At 55.3% G+C, this 13984-nt stretch carries 12 protein-coding genes; 8 read left to right on the top strand and 4 right to left on the bottom strand.

The window, feature by feature from the left end; genetic code table 11:
• Positions 1–25: 25 nt before the first annotated feature.
• From gorA to ACOTXD_RS19305, 3 genes are all read left to right on the top strand, one after another.
• Entirely contained in the window at positions 26–1378 is a 1353-nt protein-coding gene (gene gorA / locus ACOTXD_RS19295) for a glutathione-disulfide reductase (RefSeq protein ID WP_003861215.1), read from the top strand.
• Between the two features lie 170 nt (positions 1379–1548).
• Complete coding sequence (locus ACOTXD_RS19300; protein ID WP_003861213.1) at positions 1549–1836, top strand: hypothetical protein; 288 nt, start codon at positions 1549–1551, stop codon at positions 1834–1836.
• A 241-nt stretch (positions 1837–2077) separates the two neighbouring features.
• Complete coding sequence (locus tag ACOTXD_RS19305) at positions 2078–3727, top strand: alpha,alpha-trehalase (RefSeq protein ID WP_003861211.1); 1650 nt, start codon at positions 2078–2080, stop codon at positions 3725–3727.
• 35 nt (positions 3728–3762) lie between these two features.
• Here the strand turns inward: ACOTXD_RS19305 and ACOTXD_RS19310 are convergent, their stop codons facing one another.
• A complete protein-coding gene (locus ACOTXD_RS19310) occupies positions 3763–5349 on the bottom strand; it encodes an STY4199 family HEPN domain-containing protein (RefSeq protein WP_045336178.1) in 1587 nt (528 codons plus the stop codon).
• A gap of 146 nt (positions 5350–5495) precedes the next feature.
• Between ACOTXD_RS19310 and ACOTXD_RS19315 the strand changes: the two genes are divergently transcribed.
• Entirely contained in the window at positions 5496–6029 is a 534-nt protein-coding gene (locus tag ACOTXD_RS19315) for a GNAT family N-acetyltransferase (protein ID WP_045332578.1), read from the top strand.
• A gap of 77 nt (positions 6030–6106) precedes the next feature.
• Positions 6107–6445, top strand: coding sequence for a lysozyme (locus ACOTXD_RS19320; RefSeq protein WP_047055290.1), 339 nt, complete (start codon positions 6107–6109; stop codon positions 6443–6445).
• Here ACOTXD_RS19320 and ACOTXD_RS19325 read toward each other — a convergent pair.
• Together ACOTXD_RS19325 and ACOTXD_RS19330 are read right to left on the bottom strand one after the other, a co-directional pair.
• Positions 6424–7026: a helix-turn-helix transcriptional regulator gene (locus ACOTXD_RS19325; RefSeq protein ID WP_003861204.1), complete on the bottom strand. Its 603-nt coding sequence runs from the start codon at positions 7024–7026 to the stop codon at positions 6424–6426. The genes ACOTXD_RS19320 and ACOTXD_RS19325 overlap by 22 nt on opposite strands.
• A 173-nt stretch (positions 7027–7199) precedes the next feature.
• Positions 7200–7958, bottom strand: a complete 759-nt coding sequence (locus ACOTXD_RS19330; protein WP_050871424.1) for an SDR family NAD(P)-dependent oxidoreductase — start codon at positions 7956–7958, stop codon at positions 7200–7202.
• A gap of 119 nt (positions 7959–8077) precedes the next feature.
• Here ACOTXD_RS19330 and ACOTXD_RS19335 point away from each other — a divergent pair, with 119 nt between their 5' ends.
• From ACOTXD_RS19335 to ACOTXD_RS19345, 3 genes are all read left to right on the top strand, one after another.
• A complete protein-coding gene (locus ACOTXD_RS19335) occupies positions 8078–8977 on the top strand; it encodes a LysR family transcriptional regulator (RefSeq protein WP_032608090.1) in 900 nt (299 codons plus the stop codon).
• Positions 8978–9027: 50 nt separating this feature from the next.
• A complete protein-coding gene (yhjD, locus tag ACOTXD_RS19340) occupies positions 9028–10053 on the top strand; it encodes an inner membrane protein YhjD (RefSeq protein WP_003861199.1) in 1026 nt (341 codons plus the stop codon).
• Positions 10054–10313: 260 nt separating this feature from the next.
• On the top strand, positions 10314–11636 hold the full coding sequence (locus ACOTXD_RS19345) for an MFS transporter (RefSeq protein ID WP_045336183.1): 1323 nt from the start codon (positions 10314–10316) through the stop codon (positions 11634–11636).
• A 250-nt stretch (positions 11637–11886) separates the two neighbouring features.
• Here the strand turns inward: ACOTXD_RS19345 and ACOTXD_RS19350 are convergent, their stop codons facing one another.
• Positions 11887–13929 carry an AsmA family protein gene (locus ACOTXD_RS19350; RefSeq protein ID WP_017693812.1) on the bottom strand — a complete coding sequence of 681 codons (2043 nt, stop codon included), beginning with the start codon at positions 13927–13929 and terminating at the stop codon, positions 11887–11889.
• Positions 13930–13984 lie beyond the last annotated feature (55 nt).

Consider the following 13984-nt stretch of genomic DNA (forward strand, 5'->3'; position numbering starts at 1 on the left):
GCAATTCACGATTAAGGACAACGCTATGACTAAGCATTATGACTACATCGCAATCGGCGGCGGCAGCGGCGGCATCGCCTCCATCAACCGTGCAGCCATGTACGGCCAGAAGTGTGCGCTGATTGAAGCCAAAGAACTCGGCGGCACCTGCGTGAACGTGGGTTGTGTACCGAAGAAAGTGATGTGGCATGCCGCGCAAATCCGTGAAGCTATCCATATGTATGGCCCGGACTACGGCTTTGACACCACCATCAACCACTTCGACTGGGATAAACTGATCGCCAGCCGTACCGCCTACATCGACCGTATTCACACCTCGTACGATAACGTGCTGGGCAAGAATAACGTCGACGTGATCCGCGGCTTCGCCCGTTTCGTGGATGCGAAGACGATCGAAGTGAACGGCGAGACGATCACCGCCGATCACATCCTGATCGCCACCGGCGGCCGTCCGAGCCACCCGCACATTCCGGGCGCGGAATACGGTATTGACTCCGACGGGTTCTTCGAGCTGCCTGCTCTGCCAGAACGCGTTGCCATTGTGGGCGCAGGTTACATCGCGGTTGAACTGGCCGGCGTGATTAACGGCCTGGGGGCGGAAGCGCACCTGTTCGTGCGTAAACACGCGCCGCTGCGCAGCTTTGACCCGCTGATCGTCGACACGCTGGTCGAGGTGATGAACGCCGAAGGCCCAACCCTGCACACCAACGCCGTGCCAAAAGCGGTGGTGAAAAATGCGGACGGTAGCCTGACGCTGGAGCTGGAAGATGGCCGCAGCCAGACCGTTGACTGCCTGATCTGGGCGATTGGCCGTGAACCGGCCACCGACAACTTCAACCTGGCCGCAACCGGGGTGAAAACCAATGAAAAAGGCTACATTGTCGTTGATAAATTCCAGAACACCAGCGTACCGGGCATTTATGCCGTCGGTGATAACACCGGCGCCGTAGAGCTGACGCCGGTTGCCGTGGCGGCGGGGCGTCGTCTTTCCGAGCGTCTGTTTAACAACAAGCCGGACGAACATCTGGATTACAGCAACATTCCGACCGTGGTCTTCAGCCACCCGCCAATCGGTACCGTCGGCTTAACCGAGCCGCAGGCGCGTGAGCAGTACGGCGATGATCAGGTGAAAGTGTATAAATCGGCGTTTACCGCGATGTATACCGCGGTCACCTCGCACCGTCAGCCGTGCCGCATGAAGCTGGTCTGCGTGGGCCCGGAAGAGAAGATCGTCGGCATCCACGGCATTGGCTTCGGCATGGACGAGATTCTGCAAGGCTTCGCGGTGGCGCTGAAGATGGGCGCAACGAAGAAAGACTTCGATAACACCGTGGCAATCCACCCGACTGCGGCGGAAGAATTTGTGACCATGCGCTGATCGGTCTGATCCGCAACAAAACCGGCCAACTGGCCGGTTTTTTATGCCCTGAGCAGGTAAACCCAACGGGTGTACAAACGGTAACAAAATAACCCGCTACCCGCGGTGGAATTAACTAATCTTAGAAAGCGCTACGCGTTCGCCTGTTACTACGGAAAAAGATTAGAGATATGAAAATGCACGTAAAGATCACCGCAAAACTGATGGCCAAAATGCACCTTGTTCTCGCGCTGGTATGGGCGATACTGACTATTCCTACCCTGCTGTGGTGGAAAAACAGCATTCTGTGGGTGTCGTTAATGAGCATTTACGCCATCGTGATTTCCCATCTGGCTGCGTACAGCGCCGCCCATGCAGAAAAAGCGGCCAGCAAGGCGATGGATAAAAGCGAAGGCGCCAGCCAGAAAGCCAATCAAACCGCCAACAGCCTTCAAGGCAATGCGCGTCAGGCACATTAATCCCTGCGTATATGCAGAATACCGAATGCTCTGAATTTTATTCCTGCTCTGTTTCCAAAGATTCTGATTTAATGATTTCATAATCAAAGGGATATCTGATTTTCAGCGTGTTTAAATCCATTTTGAAAGCGTGATCTACCGCACACTTCGCACCGCATTAACCGAAGCGAATGTCTACGCTTAAAAGATAGCCGGGAAAAACCCGTATTTGTTACGACAAAAACCGGAGGTCCTGAACACCATGTTCAACCAGAAACTACAGACTGCCGAGGATATCGAGTTCGATATTGCAGAAGAGCTGCGCTATGAAACCGATCCCTGTGAGTTAAAACTGGATGAGATGATCGAGGCAGAGCCGGAACCGGAAATGATTGAAGGGCTGCCGGCGTCTGATGCCCTTACGCCCGCAGACCGCTACCTTGAACTGTTTGAACACGTCCAGTCGTCGCGGCTGTTTGCGGACAGCAAAACCTTTCCCGACTGCGCGCCGAAGATGGATCCGCTGGATATTTTGATCCGCTATCGCAAGGTGCGTCGCCACCGTGATTTTGACCTGGCGCGCTTTGTGGAGAATCACTTCTGGCTACCGGAGGACTACAGCAAAGAGTACGTCTCTGATCCCGGCCTGTCCCTGAAAGAACATATCGATAATCTGTGGCCGGTGCTGACGCGCGAGCCGCAGGATCACATCCCGTGGTCGTCGCTGCTGGCGCTGCCGCAGGCCTATATTGTGCCCGGCGGGCGATTCAGCGAGACCTACTACTGGGACTCTTACTTCTCCATGCTGGGGCTGGCAGAAAGCGGTCGTAACGATCTGCTGAAATGTATGGCCGATAACTTCGCCTGGCTGATTGAGCGCTACGGCCATATCCCGAACGGCAACCGCACCTACTATCTTAGCCGCTCCCAGCCGCCCGTTTTTGCCCTGATGGTGGAGCTGTTTGAAGAGGACGGCGTGCGCGGGGCGAAGCGCTATCTTGAGCACCTCAAGATGGAGTACGCCTTCTGGATGGACGGGGCGGAATCGCTGCTGCTCAATCAGGCCTATCGCAGTGCGGTTCGTATGCCGGATGGCTCATTGCTCAACCGTTACTGGGACGATCGCGATACGCCGCGGGATGAATCGTGGATTGAGGACGTTGAAACTGCCCGTCATTCTGGTCGTCCGCCGAACGAGGTGTACCGTGACCTGCGTGCCGGGGCAGCCTCAGGATGGGATTACTCATCCCGCTGGCTGCGCGATCCTGCGCGGCTGGCCAGCATCCGCACAACACAATTTATCCCCATCGATTTGAACGCATTCCTGTTCAAACTGGAGAGCGCTATCGCCAATATTTCAGCGTCGAAAGGGGATAAAGAGACGGCTGATCTGTTCCGCCAGAAAGCCAGCGACCGGCGCGCGGCGGTAAACCGCTATCTGTGGGACGAAGAGAACGGCTGTTATCGTGATTACGACTGGCGGCGTGAAGCCCTGGCGCTGTTCTCTGCGGCCAGCATTGTGCCGCTGTATGTGGGCATGGCGACGCATGAGCAGGCTGAACGGCTGTCCGATGCCGTTAAAGCCCGTCTGCTCACGCCGGGCGGTATTCTCGCCACTGAATATGAAACCGGGGAGCAGTGGGATAAGCCGAACGGCTGGGCGCCGCTCCAGTGGATGGCGATCCAGGGGTTCAAGCAGTACGGCAACGACTCGCTGGGAGATGAGATCGCCTGGAGCTGGCTGCACACGGTGAACCATTACTACAAAACCCATCATAAGCTGATTGAGAAGTACCACATCGCCAGCAGCACGCCACGCGAAGGTGGCGGGGGGGAGTATCCGTTGCAGGATGGCTTCGGCTGGACGAATGGCGTGGTGCGGCGGTTGATTGGGTTATATGGTGAACCTTGAGCCTTGCCCCTCACCCCTGAGGGGAGAGGGAAAAGTTAACGAATCACCTCATAAATGGCAGTCTGGATGGACTGCCATTTTTTTGTGCTGGCATCGGGCTGCGTCTTCGCGCGGCGCGTTGCCATATCGGCGTCGTGCTGCTGGCGTTTCACCACCGCAGGGACGGTACAGAATGCTTTCAGGTACTGCTTACGCATAGGCGTCAGCGATTCCCCGTTCGCCATCGCATGGCTAAGCGTATTAATAAAGCGTCGGCAGGGCTTTTGCTCTGTCATTTGCAGGCGGTAGCGCAACATTACTTCCAGCACATCGTCGTAGCCTGCCGACAACGCCTCCTCCGTCCATGACATTTTCCAGTCCATCCCGCCCTGCAAAAACAGGAGCGCCACCCGGGTATCGTTGCGGCTAATCGCTGAACGGAAGTTGTTTTCATCCCAGGTGACACCCATCCGCGTCAGCGTTTCTCGCGAGGAAGGCGTTTCGCGCATCTCCTGCACCGGTGCGGGAGATGCCGTACTGGCCACAGCCGGCTGCGGTTTACTGCTGTTCACCAGCCAGAATCCCCCCACGACAATCGCGATAACCATCACGCCAACCGCTCCCCACAGCACGCCGGAAATCAGCTGTTCGCGCTGCTCTGGCGTACGCGTGGCACGCTGAGTCGGTTTTTCTATACTGTCGCGCACTTCAAAAAGATCGCCGCCTGTGGTGCGGTCCATTTTTTGCGCCTTTTCCCAGAACGCGTGCAGCTCGCTTTCGTCCACCGCCATCAGCGCCGCCGGGTTAACGCGTGTCCGCCCTTCCTCAAACGCGCGCTGAACGGAGCGGGTGATCTGCGTGTAATAGCAGTCGAGCAGCTGGATTTGCGCTCCGCTTAACGGCTGCTGCACGGTGATGCTGTTGCGGATTTGTCGAATATCTTCGAGGAAGGTTTGCAGGGTTTTGCGGGGCTCTACCAGCAGCGTCAGCATGTCCGGGGCGTTAAACAGCGGCGCGTAGTAGCGGCTAAATTCTTTTTTATCTACCAGCAGCTGGGCCAGTTCGCTGAACAACATGCCGCTCAGAACATCATTAATTTCACCGTTTTTCAGCCAGCGACGCACGCGTTCAGCGTTAAACAACGTCTTAAGATGATTATTCAGCCGCACCGGGTCGGGCCACGCCTGCTGTATCAGCCCTCTAATCATCAGCTCAATGGCACGCACCTGTTTCTGCGCCTGAAGCTGGCTCTCCTTCTCTGGCATCCTCCCGGTTTCGTAGGTCAGGAGGGGCTGTTGCAGACGCAGATATTCAAGGGAGGTGACGAAGCGCATCGCCGCAATCAGCTGGTTTTCGCTGACATCCTGCCCGCTTTCATACTGGGGAACGCGCTGCTGAAGCAAGCGTAATTGCAGCGTAAAGGCTGTCATTTCCGCATCATTCAGGTTCAGCTTCCTGGCTACAGCGCCCCACCCGCCCAGCCCCAGGCGGGCGCTATCAAGTTGCTCCAGAAACCAGCGTGGATCTTTTCCTTCAGAAACATGTACATTCAACAGAAGTAAAATTTCAACAGACGCCTGACGGATCGCCGCCAGACAGTGTTCAAACTGTTCGCGGGTATGATGCGATGAGCTAATCATCATTGTTTTCCTTGAGAGACAATGAGCACCGCTAAAGCGGCATTAAAAGTCGTTTTTCTTTTTATTTATATGAGGTTAAACATACCTGACTTTCTGTTGAAATAAAGTGACAACCTTATAATCATTTGCAATGTCTCCGGAGGATCGTCATGCCCGCCTTAACCACCGCGCGTCTCACCTGCTCGCCGCTGCAAGAGCAAGACTGGCCCTTTTTTCTGTCGCTACAGCAAAATCCTGAGGTAATGCGTTTTGTCGCCCCTGCGCGTAGCGAGGCGGACATTCGGGAAGCCTTTGAGTCTCGTCTGTTGCCGTGGACGCCGGGCAGTTCGCACTGGCTCTGCCTTATGGTGCGTGAGACGGCCAGCCATACGCCGCTGGGCGTAACCGGATATGTGCACCGGGAAGCAGATTGTGCAGAAGTCGGTTTTCTCTTTGCGCCTTCTGCGCAGGGGAAAGGTTACGGCTTTGAATCTCTGCGGGCTGTGTGTAATTTTGCGCTGACTCAGGGCAATATCCGTCGGCTCACCGCGACCGTGACGGCGGGAAATATCGCCTCCAGGCGACTGCTGGAAAAAACAGGTTTTCAGCTGGAAGGTGAGTTGCGCGAGAGTTATTTCCTTTCAGGGCAATGGCATAACGACTGGCTATTCGGTTTACTGAAAAAGGAATTCCCGTTCAGTTAAACCTGATCAACAGCCATTTGGCGGATATTTCCCCGGCGGCGTTTCCTCTATAGTCGCGTCATTAAGAGGAAACGCTTATGACGGGTTATGCAATGCAGATATCTTCTGCTGCAATCGCATTAATTAAAAAACAACAGGGTCTTTCCCTGGAGAAATACCGTGACGAAAAGGGAATATGGGTTATAGGTTATGGTCACGTAATTCACCAGTGGGAAAAATTTAACGGTCTCATCACGCCGACTGAGGCGGAGAATTTGCTTTGTAATGATATTCAATTATGTGAGGCGCTGCTGCGGGAAATGAACAAACGCCCATTAACCCAACAGCAGCATGACGCACTGATATTAACCCTCTTCAGTTTTGGGGAAGAGTCCCCTCTGCCAGAGAAGATCCTTCAGGCCGTCGCCCGGGTGTAGTACATCGCAGCTTGCGTCCGGTTTTTGACATCAAGACGCCGGAAAAGCGTCTCAAGATGGGCTTTTACCGTTGCCGCACTGATATTGAGATTACGTCCAATCTCTTTATTGGACTCTCCGGCCGCCAGTAACTTCAATACCTCACGCTGGCGCTCGCTTAACACTGCCAGTTCATCCTGAGAGGTGTGCTGCTTCAGCCACTCGCCGGGAAAACAGACCATTCCTCGCGATACAGAATCCAGCACTGCGGAAAAGCGTTCGGGATTCGCATTGCGAGGAATTATCGCCACCACGTTGCGCTGAAACATTTGCTCAACCCAACGCCGCTCTTTTTTCGTTAACACCAACACCACGCGCGACGTTGGAAAGCGATCCATAATCTCTTCCAGTAAAGCCACACCATTATCACGAATTAAATACCCATCTATCATGACGATAGCGGAGGGTGACGCGGATAATTGCGCCCATAATTCATCAGTCTGACGAGTTCCTGTCATATCTATTTTCGGAATTAACTTCTGCAAACTATACATCGCTCCATGAATAAATAATGACTGCCTGTCAAACATGATTACTCGCATCGTTTTACTCCTCTGAGAATAGCGAAGGGGGATTCTACAGAGGCATTTTTTAAGAAAAAACTCAATGAATGGAGAGGTTACAAATCACCCAGCTCTCTTTATATCTTCCAGCATTTAGACATACCTGTTTTAAGGATTTCCTTAAGAGGGTTCCTTCCCCTTAAGACTGAACATTACAGAAACATACCGCCTGAAACTTCAATACGTTGCGCATTCATCCAGCCCAGTTTGTCACTGAGCAACGCCGCAATGGCGTCACCAATATCATCGGGCAGGCCCACGCGTCCCAGCGCTGTCTGCGAGGCCAGCAGCTGGTTAAGCTCCGCATTATCCCGCACTCGCCCGCCCCCAAAGTCGGTTTCAATCGCGCCGGGCGCGATGATATTGACGGAAATTCCGCGCGCGCCAAGCTCTTTTGCCTGATAGCGGGTCAGCACCTCCATCGCCCCTTTCATTGCCGCGTAGGTTCCTGAACCGGGCTGAGTAAAACGGGCCAGTCCGCTGGAGACGTTCAGGATCCGCCCTCCGTCTTTTATGAGCGGCAGCAGCTGTTGCGTGAGGAAAAACGGTCCTTTGAAGTGAATGTTCAGCGCATCATCAAACTGCGCCTCGGTCGTCTCGGTATAGGGTGCATATAACCCTGTACCTGCGTTGTTCACTAAATAGTCAAAGTTGTCACGTTGCCAGACGTGTTTAAGGGTATCTTTCACCTTTTGAGCAAAGCGCGAAAAGCTTGCCGTATCGCCGACGTTGAGCTGCAATGCTGCCGCTTTTCCGCCTTTTCCCTCGATTTCGCGCACAACTTCCTGCGCCTCCTGCTGGCTGTTGTTCCAGGTGAGGATAATGCCTGTCCCTTCCGCGGCCAGCTTCAAAACGGCATTTTTACCCAGGCCGCGGCTACCGCCCGTCACTAAAGCAATACGTTCACTCATAATTCACCTCGTTTCGGCTGTGATGAAGATTGAGAAAGAGCTTATTAGATGGTAGAAAATCAATAAATAGTGCCGTGAGCGCTTCACTGTTTCATTCTTAACAACAATGACCAACATCTATGGATAAAATACACGCAATGCAGCTTTTCCTTCGGGTCGCGGAACTGGAGAGTTTTTCCCGCGCGGCGGAGACGTTAAGCCTGCCGAAGGGGAGCGTATCGCGACAGATCCAGGCACTGGAAAACGCGCTGGGCACGCAGCTGCTGCACCGCACTACCCGCCGCGTCAGCCTGACGCAGGACGGCATGGTTTATTACGAGCGCGCCAAAGATCTGCTGATGAATCTGGACGAACTGGACGGCATGTTCCTGCACGACCCTTCAACCATCAGTGGTCGGCTACGTGTGGATATGCCCGTTGCCATTGCGCGAAATGTCGTCATTCCGAAACTGCCTGCATTTTTACAACAGTTTCCCGGCATTGAACTGGAGCTGAGTAGCAGCGATCGTCTGGTCGATGTCATCCGCGAAGGATTTGACTGCGTGGTTCGCGTGGGAAACTTAAAGGACTCCGGGCTTATCGCCCGCCCGCTTGGGAAGCTCTCGGTGATTAATTGCGCCAGCCCGGATTATCTGACGCGATTTGGCTACCCTGAGACGCTGGACGATTTGGCTTCGCATGCCCTCATTCACTACTCCGCCACGCTGGGCACCCGTCCGCAGGGTTTTGAGTATTACAACGGCAGCGCGACCCGGTGGGTAAAAACGGGAGGCGTATTGTCGGTTAACAGCACAGAAACCTACCAGGCCGCCTGTATCGCCGGGCTTGGGATTATTCAGGTCCCGCGCGTCGGGGTGCGTGATGCCCTGCGCACGAAAAAACTCGTTGAGATCCTGCCGCAATATCGGGCTGAACCAATGCCCGTCTCCCTCATTTATCCCCACCGCCGTAACCTCTCCCGTCGGGTGCATGTGTTTATGGAGTGGCTTACCGAACTCACAAAAGGTTACGTGGACTAGTCGCAAGCTATAATTCAGTAACATCCAGCTCAACGAAAAGGAAAATGCGCGTGACGCCGGAAAATAACCCGCAACGACCGACTCAACATTTAGATTATGAACCCATCAAAAAGATGGATAACGAGCCTGAAGCGCCGAAAGAGCCTGGAACGGCCAGCAAAGCGCTGGGTACCGTGACCGGCATAGCCGAAAAAATTCAGCAGATACCCGCGATTGCTCACCTGATACGCGCCGCTGAGCGCTTTAACGACCGCATGGGAAATCAGTTTGGCGCGGCGATTACCTATTTCTCGTTCCTGTCGATGATCCCCATTCTGATGGTGTCATTTGCCGCCGCCGGTTTTGTGCTGGCGTCTCACCCGACGCTGTTGCAGGACATCTTCAATAAGATCCTGACCAACGTCAGCGACCAGACGCTCGCCACAACGCTCAAAAGCACCATCAATACCGCCGTGCAGCAGCGTACCACCGTGGGTATCGTCGGGTTACTGATTGCGCTCTATTCCGGGGTGAACTGGATGGGCAACCTGCGTGAGGCTATTCGCGCCCAGTCGCGTGACGTCTGGGAGCGTAGACCGCAGGATCAGGAGAAGATATGGGTGAAGTATCTGCGCGACTTTATTTCGCTGATTGGGCTGCTGGTGGCGCTGGTCATCACGCTCTCTATCACCTCGGTCGCCGGTTCCGCGCAGCAGATGATTATCTCCGCGCTGTACCTGGATTACATTGAATGGCTGAAACCGGCCTGGCGCGGTATAGGGCTTGCCATCTCCATCTTTGCTAACTACCTGCTGTTCTTCTGGATCTTCTGGCGTTTGCCCCGCCATCGGCCGCGCAAGAAGGCGCTGATCCGTGGGACGTTGATTGCCGCCATTGGCTTTGAAGTGATCAAAATTGTGATGACCTATACGCTGCCGTCGCTGGTGAAGTCGCCCTCCGGCGCGGCCTTTGGTTCGGTGCTGGGGCTGATGGCTTTCTTCTATTTCTTCGCTCGCCTGACGCTGTTCTGCGCCGCGTGGATCGCCACGGCTGAGTATAAAGATGACCCGCGCATGCCGGGTAAAACCCACCGCTGATGTCCTGTCGGGCTGATATTTCAGCCCGATCCGCCATTTCAGCATATAAATCCAGTCCGTAACTTTTATTTAACGCAAAACCAGTTTTAATGACTGATATTTAAAAAGCGTGAAGCATTTCATAGAAGTGTTTTCGCTGGTCTGAAAATTATCCGCTTTTTGTTGCTTTTATGACCACACCATGCCTTTGTTACAGATTGAAATGTCGCTTTTGCTATGCCTAATATGGCCCTTCGTTCGTCCAAAAATAAGAAAATATTATGCAAGCAACAGCCACCACACTTAACGAAGGGGCGGAACACGTTCCGGTCAACTCGCGCAATAAAGTCGTCGTCGCATCGCTGATTGGCACCGCCATTGAGTTCTTCGACTTTTATATTTACGCCACCGCTGCGGTCATTGTCTTTCCGCATATTTTCTTCCCTCAGGGCGACCCGACGGCAGCCACGCTACAGTCTTTAGCCACCTTTGCTATCGCCTTCGTTGCGCGTCCGATTGGTTCAGCGGTCTTTGGGCATTTTGGCGATCGCGTTGGCCGTAAAGTGACGCTGGTTGCCTCGCTGCTGACGATGGGGATCTCCACCGTCGCCATCGGCCTGCTGCCGACCTATGAAACTATCGGCATTCTGGCGCCTGTGCTGCTGGCGCTGGCGCGCTTTGGTCAGGGTCTGGGGCTGGGCGGGGAATGGGGCGGCGCGGCACTGCTGGCGACCGAAAACGCTCCGGCGCGCAAGCGTGCCCTGTATGGCTCTTTCCCGCAGCTGGGCGCACCGATTGGGTTCTTCTTTGCTAACGGCACCTTCCTGCTCCTCTCCTGGCTGCTGACCGATGAACAGTTCATGAGCTGGGGCTGGCGTATTCCGTTCGTCTTCTCTGCTGTGCTGGTGCTGATTGGCCTGTACGTGCGCGTGTCGCTGCACGAGACGCCGGTCTTTGCTAAAGTCGCCGCGGCGAAAAAGCAGGTTAAAGTTCCGCTGGGGACGCTGCTGACCAAACACCTCCGCGTGACCGTGCTGGGCACGTTCATCATGCTGGCGACCTACACGCTGTTCTACATCATGACCGTTTACTCCATGACCTTCAGTACTGCCGCCGCGCCGGTCGGCCTGGGCCTGCCACGTAACGAAGTGTTGTGGATGCTGATGATGGCGGTCATCGGATTTGGTGTGATGGTGCCTGTCGCGGGCCTGCTGGCGGATAAATTTGGCCGTCGTTCAAGCATGATCGTCATCACCTCCCTGATTATTCTGTTCGCGCTGTTTGTCTTCCCGCCGCTGCTGGGTTCAGGTAGCCCTGCGCTGGTGATGGCGTATCTGCTGATTGGCCTGAGCCTGATGGGGCTGACCTTTGGCCCAATGGGCGCGCTGCTGCCGGAGCTGTTCCCGACTGAAGTGCGTTACACCGGCGCCTCGTTCTCCTATAACGTTTCGTCGATTCTGGGCGCCTCGGTAGCCCCGTATATCGCCACCTGGCTTCAGGCAAACTATGGCCTGTTCTATGTGGGTGTCTATCTGGCGGCAATGGCAGCGCTGACGCTGATTGCGTTGCTGCTGACGCATGAGACGAAGCATCAGGCGCTGTAAGTGAATGCCGGGGCGAGGCGCGGGGATGCGCCGAGAGGGCGGGTCGCCAGGGTGGTGGCGACTGAGCCACCCTGGCACGTTCACCGGTTATGTTGTGACAGAGTAGTAAGGAACATAACGTGAACGGAATGACCACCAGAGCCGTATGTTCCCCCTCACCCCAGCCCTCTCCCTCAAGGGAGAGGGGGCCGTCTGTGCAGGCATTATTTTGTGGGGATCCCTCACCCCACAGGGAGAGGGAGAAACGGGACTACTTCTTCATCTGCGACAAAATCGTCCGACACTGATTCGCTTCGCCTTCTGACGGCGAAATCAACGCCAGCAGCGCCGCCGCAGGGGTGACCAGCGTAGCGAGCGCGGCGGCGACCGCACCACGCGCAATCAGCGGCCCAGCCTTCACGCCCGCCTGCGGATCTTTGAAGGTTCCGCGAACGTACAGCGGCGAGCGCAGGGTGATGATACGAATGCCTTTACTTTCCGGATCGATGGTTAAATCGAGCTGCTCGGACGCCATGCTGGCGGTACCGGTGACGTTGATAACCGCGTTTTCCGTGTCGAAGGCGAAGATCTGCGGACGCGCCACGCCGTTGACCAGATCCAGATTTGCCGCCGCGCAGTTAACGCGTACTTCGTCGTCACCGAAGATTTGCCCGATGATAAAGTTCCCGACGTTCAGCCCCAGGATCTCCATCAGGTTACGGCTCACCAGCCCGTCGTTCATCAGCAGTTTCAGGTTGCCGTTTCCGCTGCCCAGCAGCGCCGCTACGGAGTTACCCGTGCCGCGAATATCCGCGTCGCCGTTCATCTCACCGAGGGTTTTCTGCATCAGCTCCACGTCCGGCATCAGCTCTTTCAGCTTCAGCCGACGCGCCTGGATCTCCGCCCTTCCCTGCATCGGCTTTTTATCCCCCTCCAGGTGGATATTCGATGAAATGGTTCCCCCGGCCATGCCAAACTTCAGCGGTTGCAGGCGCAGGTCGGCGTTTTTCAGGATGATATGGGTCGAGAGGTTGCTCAGCGGCAGCGTGCTGCCATGCTCGATTTTACGTCCTTTGAAGCGCACATCCGCATCCATCACGTCCCATTTGTCGGTTTCGAAGCGGTCATAGGGCAGCACTTTACCCGCAGGCTGAACGTCCTTTTTAACCTCTTTAGACTTCGTGCCTTTGCCCGAATCTACGCCAATCAGCGGACCAAGATCGGCCAGACGCAGCTGGCGGGATTCAACGTCCCCCTCCAGTTTCGGGCGCGGTTTACCGGTGGTGTAGGTCAGCGTGCCGTGGATATCGCTGTCGCCGATGCGGCCGTTGAATCCACGGTAGTCAAAGACGGACGATTTTTCGGTGTTGATTTTGGCAACCAGGTGCCCGTCCGTTTCAAACGGCGGAGTATCCGGCAGCAGTACGCCGGTGAGATCGTACAGTTCCCCCAGCGAATCACCGGCAAACTTAAGCTGGAGGTCGACGCCGCCCATGTTCATCGGGTCGTTAACCGTGCCCACGAACGCCACGCGGGTATTGCCGGAGCGAAAATCCGCCTGCACCGGGAACGGCGTGCCCTCGCTCCTGAGCGCCAGCATGCCGCCGATTTTGCCTTTACCGGTGAGCGGCTGGCCGTTGTAGCGCCCTTTCGCCGTCAGGCCAAAGACGTAATCGCCCGCTTTGCTGTCATCGCCTTTGGCTTTGCTGCCCGTGACTTCGCTAAACGGCAGCGGCTTGCCCAGCGGATCGACGAGGATCTCCACGTCAGCCTTACTCACTTTATCGTCAATGGCGATCCGCCCCCGATCGAACAGAATATTGTCGAGGCGGAAAGACCACGAAGAGGGCTGCGCATTTTGATCTTTATCGCCGCTGCTGGCGAGATCGAACGTCCAGTTGTTGTTTTTCTCTGACAGGCGAATCAGCCGCGCGTCGGGCTGCTGGAGTTTGATCCACGGCAGATACACCGTTTTGGTTAACAGGGCTAACGGCGCCAGCGTGGCTTCCACTCGCGGCAGGTGGATCATGGTTACTTCGGGGATGTCGGGCGGGTTACCGAGAATAATATCGTCGGCATGAACGTGCGGCCAGGGCACCCAGCTCCGCCAGCCAGTTTCCTCTTTCTGGCGCTCCCACACGACGCCCAAATCGCCACGTATTGCGAAGGGGCGGTTCAGCTCGGTTGAGACTTTCTGGTTGATGGTCGGTTTGAGGCGGTTCCAGTCAAACGTGGCGATAATGATGATTAAGACCACGATCAGCAACAAGAAAATCCCTGCTGTCCAGGAAATCACCCTGGTTGTTTTTGTCATTGTTGTCCCCTTTCCTGATGAACTTGCCTCTAAAACTATAGTTCAGACAAAGGGA

The organism is Enterobacter cloacae complex sp. CDL013 (assembly GCF_049238805.1).
Classification (GTDB): Bacteria; Pseudomonadota; Gammaproteobacteria; order Enterobacterales; family Enterobacteriaceae; genus Enterobacter; species Enterobacter hormaechei_C.

Excerpts from the sequence above, each read along its gene's own strand:
- gorA (WP_003861215.1), top strand. The coding sequence starts at position 26 with ATGACTAAGCATTATGACTACATCGCAATCGGCGGCGGCAGCGGCGGC.
- ACOTXD_RS19300 (WP_003861213.1), top strand. The coding sequence starts at position 1,549 with ATGAAAATGCACGTAAAGATCACCGCAAAACTGATGGCCAAAATGCAC.
- ACOTXD_RS19305 (WP_003861211.1), top strand. The coding sequence starts at position 2,078 with ATGTTCAACCAGAAACTACAGACTGCCGAGGATATCGAGTTCGATATT.
- ACOTXD_RS19310 (WP_045336178.1), bottom strand. The coding sequence starts at position 5,349 with ATGATGATTAGCTCATCGCATCATACCCGCGAACAGTTTGAACACTGT.
- ACOTXD_RS19315 (WP_045332578.1), top strand. The coding sequence starts at position 5,496 with ATGCCCGCCTTAACCACCGCGCGTCTCACCTGCTCGCCGCTGCAAGAG.
- ACOTXD_RS19320 (WP_047055290.1), top strand. The coding sequence starts at position 6,107 with ATGACGGGTTATGCAATGCAGATATCTTCTGCTGCAATCGCATTAATT.
- ACOTXD_RS19325 (WP_003861204.1), bottom strand. The coding sequence starts at position 7,026 with ATGCGAGTAATCATGTTTGACAGGCAGTCATTATTTATTCATGGAGCG.
- ACOTXD_RS19330 (WP_050871424.1), bottom strand. The coding sequence starts at position 7,958 with ATGAGTGAACGTATTGCTTTAGTGACGGGCGGTAGCCGCGGCCTGGGT.
- ACOTXD_RS19335 (WP_032608090.1), top strand. The coding sequence starts at position 8,078 with ATGGATAAAATACACGCAATGCAGCTTTTCCTTCGGGTCGCGGAACTG.
- ACOTXD_RS19345 (WP_045336183.1), top strand. The coding sequence starts at position 10,314 with ATGCAAGCAACAGCCACCACACTTAACGAAGGGGCGGAACACGTTCCG.
- ACOTXD_RS19350 (WP_017693812.1), bottom strand. The coding sequence starts at position 13,929 with ATGACAAAAACAACCAGGGTGATTTCCTGGACAGCAGGGATTTTCTTG.